Here is a 15,772-nt window from a genome sequence, read left to right as displayed (position 1 = left end):
GATGCGGATTTCCAATATATTCCAGCTTGGCGTCAAGGAACTGCGCGGACTGGCGCGTGATCCGATGCTTCTGCTGCTTATCGTCTATGCCTTCACACTTGCGATCTATACCGCTGCAAAGGCTATGCCGGAAAATCTCAACAATGCTGCAATCGCAATCGTTGATGAGGATCAGTCACCGGTTTCGGGTCGCATCACGACTGCGTTTTATCCGCCGTATTTTGTGCCGCCAAAGCTCATCTCATCTCATGAGATGGATAAACGGATGGATTCTGGCCTCGATACGTTTGCGCTCAATATCCCGCCGAATTTTCAGCGCGATCTGCTTGCCGGGCGTTCGCCAACGATTCAGCTGAATGTCGATGCAACGCGCATGAGTCAGGCCTTTACCGGCGGCGGTTATGTTCAGTCGATAGTTTCCAGCGAAGTGAACGAGTTTCTCAATCGCTATCGCGGGGATACGCAAACACCGGTTGGACTTAACCTACGCGCGCGCTTCAATCAGGATCTGAACAAAGGCTGGTTTGGTGCAATCACCAATGTCATTTCATCGGTGACTATGCTTTCGATCATTTTGACGGGGGCAGCTCTCATCCGCGAGCGCGAACATGGCACCATCGAACATCTGCTGGTCATGCCGGTGACGCCACTTGAGATCATGGTCTCCAAGGTCTGGTCCATGGGGATGGTGGTTCTAGTGGCGACTGCCTTTTCGCTGGTTGTGGTTGTGCAGGGCATTCTGGCGGTGCCGATCAATGGTTCGCTGACACTGTTTTTAGCGGGTGCTGCATTACAGCTTTTCGCGACCACGAGCCTTGGCATTTTCCTAGCAACGATTGCTGGTTCTATGCCTCAGTTTGGGCTTTTGCTTATGCTGGTTCTGCTACCACTACAGGTTCTCTCAGGCGGTACAACGCCGCGCGAAAGTATGCCGGAAATCATTCAGAATATCATGCTGGCGGCACCCAACACGCATTTCGTGATGCTCGCGCAATCGGTGCTGTTCCGCGGTGCTGGACTCAATGTCGTGTGGCCGCAATTGCTGGCCATGATTGTAATCGGAAGCGTTCTTTTCTTCTTTGCACTGCGTCGTTTCCGCGACTTCCTGAGATGAAAAATCCATACAGTTCAACCATCTGAATCAATTGGTTCTGAATGTGATTCAGATGGGGCACATTGTTGCAGTTGATAATCTGCCATCCCCTTGCTATCGCTCGCCACAGGAAACGGTTCTGTCCGCAAGGATGGATGAAAAGGGAACACGGTGAGGCTCATTTGAAGAGCTGAGACCGAGACTGCCCCCGCAACTGTGACCGGCGAGTCATCCTCCCATGATCGTAAGTTGCGATCATAGCCACTGAATATTCACGTTCGGGAAGGCGGAGGACCGATGAAGACCCGGAAGTCAGGAGACCTGCCGTATCCAGTCACCCATGGCTGACACGAGGGGTGTCCAGTCGCGGCCGTCCGTAGCGGTGACATTGTGAAATGTTGCCGTGGGACAAAGACAAGGCGCTTCCGCCCTGATTTCTGACACCTGCGGTGAAGCAAGGCTTGCACGCAGGAAGTAGAAATAATGCATATTCTCAAACTATCGGCATATCTCGCATCCACCGTTCTGGTGGTTACGCCGCTCGACGTATTCGCTCAGACGAAGGCAAGCGTGCAGGATGGCGTTGTGCTTGATACGATTGTCGTCACACCGTTGAGGCGTGCAACGTCTTTGCAGCGCTCCACATCGTCCGTCACGGTCATTGATCGGGAGGAAATCGACCGATCAGCAGCGCCTGATTTGCAATCGCTTCTTCAGTACTATTCGGGAATTTCGATTACCACCAATGGCGGGCAGGGATCGTCTTCCAATCTCTACATTCGCGGTATGTCGTCAAAACAGACGGTTGTTCTCGTCAACGGTGTGCGAACCGCATCAGCAACGACCGGAGCAACAGCGCTTTCCAATATTCCACTGAGTTCAATTGATCGTATTGAAATCGCGAAAGGCGCGCATTCCTCGCAATATGGTGCGGATGCGATGGGAGGGGTTATCAACATCATCACCAAACAGGGCGGAGCCTGCGGTGAGCGCTCCTACTGCGGAAGTCTGACAACGGGGGTTACGCATCCATGGGGCGGTTATGCGTCCGGTTCGCTTCAGGGACGCAGCAAGGACGGCATTGATTATGCCTTTGGTGCCGCTGTCACAGGCACACAGGGATATAATTTTACGACTCCGGATTCTTTTGGTTATGAGCCTGATCGTGATGGTTTTCTGCAGGGATCGTTTAACTTCTCGCTGTCGAAGGATTTTGATTGGGGGAAGATTTATACTGATGGCCTCCTGAGCCGCGGCCGCAATCAATATGATGCCAAAGCACCGTCTGCTAACGAAGCGTATACAACAGCATTTAGCGGCAAGTTGGGTGCGCGTATCGATCACACAGCTGATTGGTCTTCGACGATCGAGCTCAGCTCTGGTCTCGATCACAGCCGAAATTTCCGTAAGGGGGTTAGCGGGTCTGATCTGTTTGAAACTAAGCGCTATGGCATCTTTGCCTCGACGGAAAAGCAGTTTGAAACGGGCAATGTTTCGCATGTGGTGACCGGTGGCGTTGAAGCTTACCGCGAGGAAGTCAGCGCTACGACCGAATATGCCAAAACCAGTCGTGATCTGGCTGCGGTATTCGGGCAATACTCGCTCGAATATGATGCGCTGCGCTTTGATGGCGGTGTGCGCTACGATTATAATGAGCAGTTTGGTGACGTGGTCACGTATAATCTCGGCGCGAGCTACGAAATTCTGCCGGATCTCGTGCTGCGTTCTTCGTTTGGCACGGGCTTCCGTGCGCCGACCTTTAATGAGCTTTACTATCCCGGCTTTGCGAATGCCGATCTGCAGCCGGAAAAATCCCGCTCGTATGAGATTGGTCTGAACTGGCAAGCAACAGCCGATACAAGTCTCGATTTGGCTTTCTATAAGACATGGCTACGTGATGCGATCATGAGCACGGCACCTTCCTATCTGCCTTACAATATTGCGCGTGCAGAAGTGACGGGTTTCGAAGCGGCGCTGTCTCATCGCTTCAACGAAACTTGGGCGGTGAAAGGATCGCTAGACCTCAAGAAGCCGATTGATGAGGATACCGATAACGATCTGCCATATCGCGAGCGGGTGAAGGCGACAGCTGAAGTGAATTTCAAGCCTATAGACAAGCTCGATCTAACGGCTCGGTTGCTTTACGGCGGTTCGCGCTACACAACTGCCGCGAATACCAAGAAGCTTGATCCTTATGTGACGGCTGATTTCATCGCACTGTATGACATCGACACACAATCGCAGTTGAAGCTTTCGGTAGAGAATATTTTCGACAAGGATTACCAGACAACGTCCGGCTATAATGCACCGGGGCGCAGCTTTAATATCGGGCTGACGCGGAATTTCTGACGAGATGCGCAACATGAAAACGCAGTCCGGGTTATGGAAAATCAGGTTTGGCCTTTTGGCCGGCCTGTTTCTGACTGCGTTTCATCCCGCTCATGCGGATGGATTGCCCAAGCACGTCGTGTCGATCAATGTCTGTACAGATCAGCTGGCAATGCTGCTGGCAGATGCCACTCAGCTGCGGTCGGTGTCGTATCTCTCGCGTGACCCGCTTCTGTCTGTGATGACCGAGAGAGCAAAACAGCTGCCCATCAACCATGGGCAGGCTGAAGAAGTGTTCCTCATGAAGCCTGATCTGGTGCTGGCGGGCACGTTTTCTTCGCGTGCCACGGTTGGGTTGTTGCGGGATTTGGGTGTGCAGGTAGAGGAATTCGCGCCTGCACGCTCTTTTGAGGATATCAAAGCGCATATGAAGCGCATGGGCGAATTGCTCGGCCGTGAAAGCGAAGCAACTCGGCAGATTGCAGACATGGATATGGCTCTTTCAGCAATCCAAAAGCCTGACCATAAACAGACCGTCGCGCTCTATTATGCGAATAGTTATACGTCGGGACGCGGCACGCTGATTGATGAAGCAATCCGTCTGGCCGGGCTTGATAATATCGCCGATAAGGCGGGCGTTCGTGGTTCAGCTATGCTGCCGCTGGAAATGCTGGTTATGGAAAAGCCTGATATTCTGGTGCGCGGATCGCGGGGACGACCGCCCGCACTGGCCTTTGAGAATTTCGAGCATCCGGCATTGCGCGCGCTCGAAGGGCACACGCGAAGCGTGGCGCTAAACGATAATCTGACAGTATGTGGCGGGCCGTTCAGTGTTGAAGCTGTTGCGAAGCTCGCGGAGGCTGCGCGTGACTGAAACTGGTCGTTTTTATCTCCTGCTTGTTGTTCTTGGCTTGATGGTTCTGGTGCTATTTGCGCTTTCGCCGTTGGTTGGTCCGGCATCCATCAGTGTGGGTGAGAGCATTCGGGCGCTATTTGCCGGGCAGGGGGATGTGATCGTGTTGGTTATGCGCGAAATCCGGCTGCCGCGCGCTTTGCTTGCCTTGCTGATTGGTGCTTCGCTAGGCCTTTCAGGTGCTGCTCTTCAGGGCTATCTGCGCAATCCGCTGGCCGAGCCAGGGCTGCTTGGCGTGAGCTCGTCGGCCTCACTTGGTGCGGTGATTGCGATTTATACGGGGCTGTCGCAGGTTTTCCCGTTGGCTTTGCCATTACTGGCGCTGGTCGGCGCGTTTGTGTCGGTCTTTCTCGTCAAGACGCTGGCGGGGCGTCACGCCGGAACACTGACTGTCATTTTGGCGGGTGTTGCCGTCACCAGTCTCGCCGGAGCGATGACAGCACTGGCGCTTAATCTGTCGCCTAATCCATTCGCTGCCATGGAAATCGTGTTCTGGATGCTGGGTTCTCTTGCCGATCGGTCGATGACGCATGTGTGGCTTGCCGCACCCTTCATTCTGATCGGTTGGGCGATGTTGTTTTCACTGGGGCGTGCGCTTGATAGCCTAACGTTGGGATCGGATGCCGCGGCCAGCATGGGCGTCAATCTCTCGCGCGTTCAGATTCTCGCTGTCCTTGGCACTGCAGCTTCCGTTGGCGCATCGACTGCGGTTGCGGGAGCAATCGGTTTTATAGGGCTTGTAGTGCCACATCTGTTGCGCCCGCTGGTCGGTTCGCGACCGTCACGTCTGCTTGTTGCCAGTGCGTTTGGCGGTGCCGCCCTTCTGTTGGCTGCCGACGTGCTGGTGAGAGTGATTATGCCGGGGCGCGAATTAAAGCTCGGAGTGTTAACGGCAATCATTGGCGCCCCGTTCTTCCTGTGGCTTGTCTTTAAATATCGGAGGCGGCTGGTGTGAGCACTCTTTCAGTCCACAATCTTGATGTGTCGCTGGGGCGCAAGGCGGTGCTTGAAGCTGTCGGTTTCGAGGCCGGTGAATGTGAGTTTATCGGCCTGATCGGTCCAAATGGTGCAGGCAAGACCACGCTGCTGCGTGCGCTTTTGGGCCTTACGTCTTCGACAGGGGACATTCTGCTGGATGGCTCGGACCTCCGAAGAATGCATGTTGCGGATCGCGCCAAGATCATCGCTTATCTGCCGCAGGAACGCGATGTTGCATGGCCGGTAACAGTTAGGATGCTGGTATCGCTTGGGCGGTCAGCACTGAAGCCTGTGTTTGCAGGACTGGACCGTGACGATGAAACTGTGATCGAGACTGCCATGCAGCGCATGGGTGTGGCTGAACTTGCGTCACGTCCTGCTAACGAGCTATCGGGCGGTGAAAGAACAAGGGCCTTGATCGCGCGGCTATTGGCACAGAATACGCCGATCATCATGGCTGACGAGCCTGTAGCTGGGCTTGATCCGGCCCATCAGTTGGAATTGATGGAGCTTTTTGCCGGTTTGGCAACCGAAAAGAAGATGGTGATCGCCTCGCTGCACGATCTTGGTCTGGCCGCGAAATATTGCACCCGGCTGATTGTGCTTAATCAGGGTCGACTCGTCGCCGATGGTGCGCCGGAAGAGGTGCTCAATCCAGCGCTCCTGAAAGAGGTCTATGGCATCGACGCGCAGCTGATGAAGATCGAGGGCGAATTCATCCTGCATACGCGTAAACGCTTTCGGTAGATTAAATTGGTTTCCACTGCCGCCCGCGGCTGGATGCGTAGATGGCTTCGATAGTTTTTTGCACCTCATAGCCTTCGCGGAAATCGGCGTGACCTGTATTCTGTCCTGCAATACTTAACAGGAAGTCGCGCACCTCAATCGTTTTCAGATCATTGAAGCCAATCTGATGCCCGCCCGCCACGCAAAACGCGCCATAAGGCTCGTGGTCTGGGCCTGCGAAGATCTTGCGGAAACCCTGTTGCCCTTTCTTGTCAGAGAAAAGGAATAGGTCGAGTTCGTTGAAGCGCTCTTGCGAGAAAAAGATCGAGCCCTTTGAGCCCGATATCTCAAAATCATGTTGCATTTTGCGGCCACTGGCGAGCCAGTTCGCTTCGATAGTGCCGGTTGCGCCATTCTCGAACGATAGAAAAGCATGGCAGATATCATCCACTTCGACTGCTTTCATCTGCGACGGGTTGTTGTGGTCGGGACGCTCTACAATTGCTGTCACGCTTTTGCCCATCACCTCGGCAACCGGACCAACCAGATAGCGTGCCGCGGCAATAATATGGCTGCCTATATCGGCAAGTGCGCCGCCACCACCTGCCGGATCAAGTCGCCATGACCAAGGAATTCGATGATCGGCCATGAAGTCTTCGGCATGGATGCCGCGAAAATTTCTGACATTTCCAATTTCGCCGCTCTCGATGATGTCTCTAGCGAGCTTAATCATCGGGTTCTTGAGGTAATTGAATCCGACTGCGGTTTGAATGCCCTTCCGTTCGGCAGCGAGTGTCATTTCAAGGCATTCGGCGGCAGTTGGAGCTAATGGCTTCTCACAGTAGACGTGCTTGCCTGCATCAATGGCAGCAAGCGCCATTTCTTTATGAAAGCGATTTGGGGTTGTGATATCGATCAGATTGATGGCTGGATTGGCGATCAGGTCACGCCAACTGCCTGTGGAATGAGCAAAGCCAAGCTGACACGCTGCGCGTGAGGCGGTTTTCTCGTCCACATCGGCCAATGTGTGAAGCTCGACCGTCATCGGCAGGTCGAAAATCCGGTTTACATTCGCAAGGGCGAGAGCATGAGTTTTGCCCATGAAACCCGAGCCGATCAGGCCTGCTACAACTGCCATTCTCTCCTCCCAGAGCTAAATTGCATGTGCATTTTGACTGCTGCTTATGTGATTGACATGAGCTAACAGAAATGGAATTATAATTCCACGAGAATTTTCTAATGAATGTTTCATTCTATTAAATGACAAAGATTGCAGCGAAATTGCCGGGATCAAATGCGTGGAGGCAGCCCCGGAATTAGCTCTGAACGAAGTGCAGACAAATTAACAAACCGGCGGGGAGTGCCGGGCAGGGAGGAGTGAACATGAAATCTCTATTGAAATCGGCAGTTGCTGGCGTTGCGCTGATGGCTGCGTCATTTGCGGCGCAGGCACAGGATGTCAGCATTGTTGTTGTCAGCCACGGCCAGGCATCCGATCCTTTCTGGTCGGTTGTGAAGAATGGTGTTGCGGAAGCAGCCAAGGATACAGGTGCAAAGGTTGATTATCGCGCACCTGAAACATTCGACATGGTGCAGATGGCGCAACTCATTGATGCTGCAATCAACCAGAACCCGCAGGGCATCGTTGTTTCGATTCCAGATGCCGACGCGCTCGGGCCGTCGATTGAACGTGCTGTTGCAGCCGGTATTCCGGTTATTTCGATGAACGCAGGTTCGGATGCTTCCAAAAAGCTTGGTGCGTTGCTGCATGTCGGTCAGGATGAGTTCGATGCTGGCAAGGTTGCCGGTGAAGCACTTAAAAAGGCTGGTGGCAAGAAAGGCATCTGCGTCAATCAGGAAGTCGGTAACGTCTCGCTTGATCAGCGTTGTGCGGGCTTCAAGGAAGGTTTTGGCGATGTGACGGTTTTGCCCACCTCGGCTGATCCGACTGAAAATGAATCCAAGGTGCGTGCAGCACTCGCATCTGACACGGCGGTCGATACAATTCTGACGCTGAACGCAACGCTGGCCGGTGAGCCAGCAGTTAAGGCAGCTTCAGAAAGTGGTCGCGAAGGCATTCATATTGCCACTTTCGATATGTCGGCTGGCTTCCTTGAGGCGGTTGAAAACGGAAAAGCGGATTTCGCGATTGATCAGCAACAGTTTCTGCAGGGTTATCTGCCAGTTGCGTTTCTGGCGCTCAATGCGAAATACGGCCTGATGCCGGGCGGCAATGTGCCGTCGGGCCCGAACCTGATTACCAAGGACAAAGCCAAGCAGGTGGTTGAACTGTCTGCCAAGGGCATCCGCTAAGCAGCAACGCATAACTTTTGAATATCTCACCCCGCCCATGAAAATGGGCGGGATCGAGTATCCATACCCATAAGTTCGCGACCTTCATGTCGCGTTGTCTAGAGCGCGTTTCTCTCAAATTGAATCAAAATGGTGCTCTAGAGAATTGTTTTAATGCGTATTTTCGCGGATACGCTTGAAGGAGGAAAGCATGAGTGAGCCAACTTCATCAGAGCAGCCCGCTCAGACTGCAGCAAATGATCCGGCGATCGCAGCTGCGCAACGGGATGAGCGGCTGAAGAACGCCAGTGCACTCCAGCGGATGCTTAGTCGTCCTGAACTGGGTGCGGTTTCAGGTCTCGTGCTCATCACGATCTTCTTCCTGTCGACAGCCAATCCGGCAATGTTCACCGCCGCCGGTATTATGAATTTCATGGCGCCTGCATCGCAGCTTGGCATTCTTGCTGTGGCTGCCGCGCTACTCATGATCGGTGGCGAATTTGATCTTTCTATCGGCTCAATGATAGCCTTCGCCGGCCTAATATTTGCTGCTGCCCTCGTCGTTTGGCAGGTACCGCTCATCGTTGCCATCATTCTGACACTGGTTTTCGCGGCGCTTGTGGGGGCTGTGAACGCGCAGATTGTGCTTAAAACCGGCTTGCCCTCTTTCATTGTTACGCTGGCGTTTCTGTTCATCCTGCGTGGGCTTTCGCTGGTCGGCCTCAAATGGGCGACGGGCGGTGCAACGCAATTGCGTGGCGTGAAGGAAGCGGTCGGCACGAGCTATCTTGCGGGATTGTTTTCTGGTGATGCTTTTCAAGGATTATTTGAATGGCTTGCGGAAAAAGACCTCATCGCGAAGTTCCCAAATGGCCAACCGACGGTGAAGGGTGTGCCGGTCGAAGTTCTCTGGTTCATCGGCATCGCTCTCGTGGCGACCTACGTTCTGGTGCGAACCCGCTTCGGTAACTGGATTTTCGCGTCCGGTGGTGATGCGCTGGCTGCGCGCAATTCGGGTGTGCCTGTGCGTCGTGTTAAGACAATTCTTTTCATGTGTACGGCAATGGCAGCAGCACTTGTTGCCATTCTTACTGTTCTTGATGCGGGGTCGACGGATGCGCGGCGCGGCTTCCAGAAGGAATTCGAAGCGATCATTGCAGCTGTTATCGGGGGCTGTCTGCTTACCGGCGGCTATGGTTCGGCCATTGGGGCATTCTTCGGCTCGATCATCTTCGGTATGGTGCTGATTGGCCTGACTTACACGACGATTGATCAGGACTGGTACTTGGTATTCCTTGGTGGAATGCTGCTGATCGCAGTTCTCTTCAACAACTTTATCCGTAAGCGCGCCACCGGCGAGCGATAGGTTTCAGCATTTACGCAGTTTCAGGGAAACCGCTTCCTAACTTTCCCGAAACTGCGTTGATAGGGAGTATGCACTATGACAACCCCGATCATTGAGGTTCGCAATCTTGTCAAACACTTCGGCCCGGTTATTGCACTGAACGGCGTTTCACTCAGTGTGGAACCGGGGCAGGTACACTGTCTGCTTGGTGACAACGGTGCCGGTAAGTCGACACTGATTAAAACACTGTCCGGCGTGCACAAACCAACAAGCGGAGAGTTTTTTGTTGAAGGCAAACAGGTTGTCTTCAACAGTCCGCGCGATGCGCTCGATCACGGCATTGCGACGGTCTATCAGGATCTTGCGATGATCCCTCTTATGTCGGTCATGCGAAATTTCTTTCTCGGTCGGGAACCGACCAAGGGGATTGGGCCAGTTCGCTGGTTCGATACGCAGTTTGCGGAAGATGTGACCCGTGAAGAGATGAAGAAGATCGGAATTGATGTCCGTGATCCGCAGCAGGCCGTTGGCACGTTGTCGGGTGGCGAACGACAATGTGTAGCGATTGCACGGGCAGTCTATTTTGGGGCGAAAGTGTTGATCCTCGATGAGCCAACCTCAGCGCTTGGCGTTCGTCAGACAGCTATGGTGCTGAAGTATATCAACCTTGTGCGTGAGCGAGGGCTCGGTGTGATCTTCATCACGCATAATGTGCGCCACGCTCATGCCGTAGGCGACAAATTTACCGTGCTTAATCGCGGTGCCACGCTTGGAACTCGCACCAGAAGCGATGTGGACATGGATGAGCTGCAGAGCCTTATGGCAGGCGGCCAGGAACTGGCTGATCTCTCATCTGCTTTGGGTGGACGGGTTTAACTTATATTTGGAGCCTGAAATGAGCGGACAATTGAATGGTAAGGTTGCGGTCATCACTGGCGGCACCCAAGGTCTTGGTGCGGCTACAGCACGACTTTTTGCCGAACGTGGTGCTAAGGGCATAGTGATCTGCGGTCGCTCAGCCGAAAAAGGCAGGGCGCAGGCCGACGCGCTGGAGCAGCTCGGTGCAAAGGCCGTCTTTGTTCAGGCCGATCTGGAAAAGGTCGAAGATTGCCGTCAGGTGATTTCGGAAGCGGATCGGGTTTTTGGACGGCTTGATATTCTCGTCAATGCAGCGGGGCTGACGGATCGTGGCGATATACTTGATACATCGCCTGAACTGTTTGACCGGCTTTTTGCGGTCAATACGCGTGCACCTTTCTTTCTTATTCAGGAAGCGATCAAGCTTTTCCGGCGTGAAAAGGCCGAAGGTGCAATTGTCAATATTTCGTCTATGTCCTCGATGGGCGGCCAACCATTCATCGCTGCTTATTGTGCTTCCAAGGGTGCGCTTGATACGCTCACGCGCAATATTGCCTATTCGGTGCTGCGTAATCGCATCCGCGTCAACAGCCTCAATATCGGCTGGATGGCATCGGATGGCGAAGATCGTATCCAGCGCGAATTCCACGGCGCACCCGCCAATTGGTTGGATGAAGCGGTCAAGGCCCAGCCATTTGGACGTCTGATTGATCCCAGGGAAGTTGCGCGCGCGATTGCGTTTTTGGCATCGGAAGAATCCGGAATGATGACTGGTGCAATCGTGAATTTTGACCAGTCGATCTGGGGTGCATACGATTCGTCTCCGCATCCAGCAAACCCGCTCTGAGGCTCTTCTGCACCAATTTCTGCAAAATCCTTCCAGAATGTGCAGGATTTTTCACATCTGGCGGCCGAAAAAATCTTAATCTTTACCGATCCTGCTTGCTCTTACAATTTCTTGTGATTAACCAATCATCTATCAGATCCCGTTGAAATTGCGCTGAAAGGATGAGAAATCGTGGAGCAGGCAACGAGCGGAAAACGCAAGGGCGGACGCAAAGCGCTTTGGGCAGCTGTCGCAGTCATAGCCATCGCGGCTGCAGGTGCAGTCGGATACAAGATCACACTCGAAAAGACGATTAACGCCCAGCTTGAGCGGCGTGGCGGCAAGGCTGCCTCTGTTTCGGCAGATTTTCTCGGCCACATAAAGCTGACCGATGTGGTCCTGCCTTTGAAAAACGGCACGAACGTCACCATCGCTTCGATCGAAGGTCGTCCAAAAGTACTGTTTCTGAATGGCATGCTTGATGCCAAAGGTATCAAGACGGAAATCGCTCAGTTTAAGATTGAGATGCCGAGTGTTCTTATCGACGATGCGAATTTCGATATCCAGATGCTGCGCGATACGTTCGGCAATGGCGAGTTGAGCCTTGCTGAACGCGTTGGGCGTGTTTCTGCCAAGCGCATGTCGGTGCCTGAAATCAACATCGTTCAGATGTTGAACGATAAGGAACAGAAGACGTCTTATAAAGATGTCGCGCTGGAAGACATCGTTCATGGCCATGTCGCACGCTACACTTCAAGTGGCGCGACATTCGATCTTGATCTTTCGCTGCCCGATGAAAACGGCACGATTAATGAAGAACGTATGGCTGGTACGATCGGCGCATCGGAAGGCAAGGATATCGACGGCGTTTTCATAGCACGTCTTTATACTGAGAAGGCTGGTCCGAACGATACCGAAGCGAAGCCGATTTATGGACCGTTTTCTGCGAAGAATATCGTCGTAAAGGGCACGAAGTCGAGCTTCAGCTATGATGAAGTTCGCAGCAACGGCTTTACCATGCGCCTGCCTGCAGAGCCGTTTACCGAAACACTACAGAAACTGGAAGCAGCCAAGGACATCGAATCTCTTTCGCAGGAAGAACGTAAAGAGTTCTTCATGCGCCTGATCGGTCTCTTCGACACGATTGGTAAGGGCGACGTCGAGTTACTCGGGATGAAAATCCAACCGGGTGATCCAGAAAAGGGCGTAGGCAAAATCGACAAGATGGCGATGTCCTTCGACAATAAGAAGCTCGACATGTCGCTTAATGGCTTCTCGGCTGGTAACGGCACCGACTTCGTGAAGCTGGACGAATTCTCGCTTAAAGGCTTCAACTGGGCGCCGTCGGCAGAGGCCGTGACAAAGTTTGCAGGTCTGAGCGACCAGGAAATGGAGAATTTCCCGTTCACGACCATGCTGCCTGAATTCGGCACGATGGTCGTCAAAGGTGTTGATGCCGACCTGCCGGGCGACAGCAACGCCAATGACGACGTTGATGTTGAGGAAGATCAGGACACAACAGCAACGCCGCCAGCAACCGGTTTGCCTGAGCGCATCAAGTTTAGCATGAAGAGCTACGAGCTGGCGTTGAACAAGCCGTTCAACGGTATTCCGACTGATATTCGTGTTGCCTATGAGGATATGTCTTTGCCTGTTCCTGCGAACAGCCGTGAAGAAATGTATCAGCAGCTGCGCAAGCTCGGTTATGACCGTGTAAACGTTTCATCCAATCTGGAAGCAAATTGGGATGAAGCCAGCCAGAGCCTCGTCATCAAGGATCTGTCGGTCAGCGGTCAGGACATGGGAAAAATTTCCATGTCTGGTCTATTGGGCGGCTTCACCAAAGAGTTCTTCTCCGGTGATAAAGTTTTGGCACAGGTTGCACTTCTCGGCCTCAAGGCTCGTGAGGTAAAGCTCAAGATTGAAGAACAGGGTCTGATTGAAAAGGGTCTCAAGTTCTACGCAGACGAAAACAACATGACTGTCGAAGATGCCCGCAGCGCTTTGACCATGATTGCTAATGCAGTTCTGCAGGAACTTGCTGCCGACCAACCGCAGCTTCAAGATGCGATCACTGCTTTTTCGACATTCCTTGCTAAGCCAAATATCTTTGAGGTGACGGTCAAGTCCAAGTCAGACAAGGGTATCGGTGCGCTGGAAATGGTTGCGGCATCGCAGAACCCGCTAGCGCTGCTTGATAAGGTCAATATTGAAGCGAAAGCTGAATAACGGTACGTTTCTTTTTAAGTGATCAACTGGAAACGCCGGCTTTAATCAGCCGGCGTTTTTTGTCGCTTGTGATCACCATAATGAGTGTGGACACGACACTTTCGCTTCTTTTATCTTTGCCCCGTGTCTCCAGAAACCGATATCGGTTATTACGGTGATGCTATAGGGTGCGCGCATTCAAACTCCACCATTCGGATTTACCCAATGCTTAAAAATCTAAACCCACTGCTGACCGGTTCGCTTCTTGAAGTGCTTGCGGATATGGGCCATGGCGACGATCTTGTTATCGTTGATGCCAATTATCCAGCACAGGCTTCCGGTGTGCAGGTTCTGGACTTTCCGGGGCTCAGCGCGACAGATATTGCAGACGCTGTGCTTTCTCTGCTGCCGCTCGACGACTTTGTTGATAAGCCAGCGGCTGTGATGGAGTGCCCTAGTGAGACGCCTGCGATTTTTGGTGAGTTTGAAGCCATCATTGAGAAGGCAGAAGGCCGCAAAATTGCTGTTGATCCGATTGATCGCTTTGCGTTCTACGATCGGGCGAGTTCTGCCTATGCAGTCATCCGCTCTGGCGAAAAGCGTCTCTATGGCAATATCATTTTCAAGAAGGGCGTTATTCGCTCATAATGGAAACAAAAAAGCCCCGCATTGCGGGGCTTCTTCGTAATGTTTATTTTACTGTTGTGGCTTTGGCTGGTGGTGTTCCATTTTGCCTCTGCCACCGTGATGCGGACCCTTTGGGCCATGGTGGTGGAACTTCTTGCCTGCACGTAGCTCGTGGCGGTCTAGCTTGCCATCTTCGTTGCGATCAAGCGCTGCAAATTCCTTCTGTCGCTGCTTTTCAATCGCTTCCAGAGTGATTTTGCCATCGCCCTTTACATCAAGGCGACGTTCCATGCGGTCTGCTGCGCGGCTGACCATGCGCTTGAGCGCAAGTGCTTCAATTTCATCGCGAGAGAGGACGCCGTCGCCATTTGTGTCGGCGGCTTTCAATTCGTCCATGCGGGAGAATTTCTCGAGATCGATTGGTCCGCGCTTGCCTTTAGATCCATCATTCTGTGTAATGGAAGTATCCGTCGCTGACTTGTCTGTATTTTCGCTGGCCTTTTCCTGTGCGAATGCGGCGGTGGAAAGCAATGCAGAAGCGATAACTGCAATATACAAGGTCTTCGATTTCATGGTTATTTGACTCCATTACTCTATACACGGCGCCATTTATTGGCGTGTGAGCAATGTCAGCCATTTTAGGTGAACCTGATATGAACAGGCCAATTAATAATTCGTAATGTTACGATGCCTTGCTTGCGAGCTTTCTCTCTCGAAACATCGAGAAGAGGCCAGCCGCGACGACAATGCTTGCACCGGTCACTACATTCCAGGTCAGATGTTCGTTGAAAACAAGAACTGCAATGAACGCTCCAATCACGAGCTGGAGATAGGATAGTGGTTGCACCTCACCGGCTTCAAGAATGTCGTAGGCGCGGATGAGGCAATAATGGCTTGCAATGCCACAGGCGCAAAGCGCCGCCATCCAGGGCCAGTCATTCTGCGCAATTGGTTCCATATGAAAAAAACCGACTGCGGTTAGTACAACAGCGCCGCCAATGCCCGTATAGAAGAAGCTGGTCATGGAGTTATCAGATTTGCTGACTGCGCGTGTCGCAATCGCATAAATTGCAAACATGGTTGTTGCAGCCATGGGAAACAGCAAGTTCAGGTCGAATTTTACATGAGTTGGATTGATGATGAGAAGAACACCGAACAAACCCACCACAATCGCGGTCCAGCGACGCCAGCCTACTTTTTCGCCAAGGAAGGGCACTGAGAGCATCGTGACGAGTAATGGGCCTACCTGAAAGATTGACTGCGCCATGGCCATGCCGACCCGGCTAAGGCCGAATACGAAGATAACGATTTCCGTTGCCAGCAAGACGCCGCGGAAGATCTGCAAAAATGGACGCTTAGTCGAAGCAGCGCGTGCAATTCCCCCGGCGCGCATCGCAAGTAGAATCACGAAAACGGCAAACGCCCAATAACGCACCATCGTTATGAAGATGGGCGAGTAATGTGATCCGAGATACTTCGAGATGCCATCTTGTGCCGCAAAAATGGCAACGGCTAGAAGTGTGAATGTGTAACCAAGGCTCTTGGGCGTCATGTGGCACACTCATAGTACCACCTTAT

14 protein-coding genes and 1 riboswitch are annotated in these 15,772 nt (G+C 52.8%); of the genes, 11 read left to right on the top strand and 3 right to left on the bottom strand.

The window, feature by feature from the left end; genetic code table 11:
- Nucleotide 1: 1 nt before the first annotated feature.
- The 5 genes from ABWV94_RS10810 to ABWV94_RS10790 all read left to right on the top strand — a co-directional run bounded on the left by ABWV94_RS10810 (nt 2) and on the right by ABWV94_RS10790 (nt 6,059).
- Nucleotides 2-1,114, top strand: coding sequence for an ABC transporter permease (locus ABWV94_RS10810; protein WP_113498032.1), 1,113 nt, complete (start codon nt 2-4; stop codon nt 1,112-1,114).
- 96 nt (nt 1,115-1,210) lie between these two features.
- Nucleotides 1,211-1,436, top strand: a riboswitch (cobalamin riboswitch).
- Between the two features lie 140 nt (nt 1,437-1,576).
- Nucleotides 1,577-3,442, top strand: coding sequence for a TonB-dependent receptor domain-containing protein (locus tag ABWV94_RS10805; protein WP_113498034.1), 1,866 nt, complete (start codon nt 1,577-1,579; stop codon nt 3,440-3,442).
- A gap of 13 nt (nt 3,443-3,455) precedes the next feature.
- Entirely contained in the window at nt 3,456-4,295 is an 840-nt protein-coding gene (locus ABWV94_RS10800) for an ABC transporter substrate-binding protein (protein WP_113498130.1), read from the top strand.
- A complete protein-coding gene (locus ABWV94_RS10795) occupies nt 4,288-5,289 on the top strand; it encodes a FecCD family ABC transporter permease (protein WP_113498036.1) in 1,002 nt (333 codons plus the stop codon). The genes ABWV94_RS10800 and ABWV94_RS10795 overlap by 8 nt, the downstream gene beginning before the upstream one ends.
- Nucleotides 5,286-6,059 carry an ABC transporter ATP-binding protein gene (locus tag ABWV94_RS10790; RefSeq protein ID WP_113498038.1) on the top strand — a complete coding sequence of 258 codons (774 nt, stop codon included), beginning with the start codon at nt 5,286-5,288 and terminating at the stop codon, nt 6,057-6,059. The genes ABWV94_RS10795 and ABWV94_RS10790 overlap by 4 nt, the downstream gene beginning before the upstream one ends.
- Before the next feature lies 1 nt (nt 6,060).
- Here the strand turns inward: ABWV94_RS10790 and ABWV94_RS10785 are convergent, their stop codons facing one another.
- Nucleotides 6,061-7,176 carry a Gfo/Idh/MocA family protein gene (locus ABWV94_RS10785; protein ID WP_113498040.1) on the bottom strand — a complete coding sequence of 372 codons (1,116 nt, stop codon included), beginning with the start codon at nt 7,174-7,176 and terminating at the stop codon, nt 6,061-6,063.
- 245 nt (nt 7,177-7,421) lie between these two features.
- Between ABWV94_RS10785 and ABWV94_RS10780 the strand changes: the two genes are divergently transcribed.
- The 6 genes from ABWV94_RS10780 (at nt 7,422) to ABWV94_RS10755 (ending at nt 14,215) form a co-directional block, all read left to right on the top strand.
- Nucleotides 7,422-8,351 (top strand): sugar ABC transporter substrate-binding protein, encoded by a 930-nt coding sequence (locus ABWV94_RS10780; protein WP_007875639.1) that lies wholly within the window; start codon nt 7,422-7,424, stop codon nt 8,349-8,351.
- A gap of 190 nt (nt 8,352-8,541) precedes the next feature.
- On the top strand, nt 8,542-9,696 hold the full coding sequence (locus ABWV94_RS10775; RefSeq protein ID WP_007875638.1) for an ABC transporter permease: 1,155 nt from the start codon (nt 8,542-8,544) through the stop codon (nt 9,694-9,696).
- 75 nt (nt 9,697-9,771) lie between these two features.
- Nucleotides 9,772-10,551, top strand: a complete 780-nt coding sequence (locus tag ABWV94_RS10770; protein ID WP_007875637.1) for an ATP-binding cassette domain-containing protein — start codon at nt 9,772-9,774, stop codon at nt 10,549-10,551.
- A 19-nt stretch (nt 10,552-10,570) separates the two neighbouring features.
- Complete coding sequence (locus tag ABWV94_RS10765) at nt 10,571-11,380, top strand: SDR family oxidoreductase (RefSeq protein WP_079212040.1); 810 nt, start codon at nt 10,571-10,573, stop codon at nt 11,378-11,380.
- A gap of 171 nt (nt 11,381-11,551) precedes the next feature.
- Entirely contained in the window at nt 11,552-13,588 is a 2,037-nt protein-coding gene (locus ABWV94_RS10760; protein WP_079212039.1) for an aq_1923 C-terminal domain, read from the top strand.
- Nucleotides 13,589-13,792: 204 nt separating this feature from the next.
- A complete protein-coding gene (locus ABWV94_RS10755) occupies nt 13,793-14,215 on the top strand; it encodes an RbsD/FucU family protein (RefSeq protein ID WP_079212038.1) in 423 nt (140 codons plus the stop codon).
- Nucleotides 14,216-14,263: 48 nt separating this feature from the next.
- Here the strand turns inward: ABWV94_RS10755 and ABWV94_RS10750 are convergent, their stop codons facing one another.
- Nucleotides 14,264-14,767 (bottom strand): EF-hand domain-containing protein, encoded by a 504-nt coding sequence (locus ABWV94_RS10750; RefSeq protein WP_007875633.1) that lies wholly within the window; start codon nt 14,765-14,767, stop codon nt 14,264-14,266.
- Nucleotides 14,768-14,876: 109 nt separating this feature from the next.
- The gene (locus ABWV94_RS10745) at nt 14,877-15,746 is read right to left on the bottom strand and encodes a DMT family transporter (RefSeq protein WP_079212037.1); all 870 of its coding nucleotides are present in this window, start codon (nt 15,744-15,746) and stop codon (nt 14,877-14,879) included.
- Nucleotides 15,747-15,772: the final 26 nt, after the last annotated feature.

The sequence above is a fragment of the Brucella sp. NBRC 12953 genome (genome assembly GCF_040369775.1).
Taxonomy (GTDB): Bacteria; Pseudomonadota; Alphaproteobacteria; order Rhizobiales; family Rhizobiaceae; genus Brucella; species Brucella pseudogrignonensis.
This window is presented reverse-complemented; position numbering and strand designations above follow the sequence as displayed.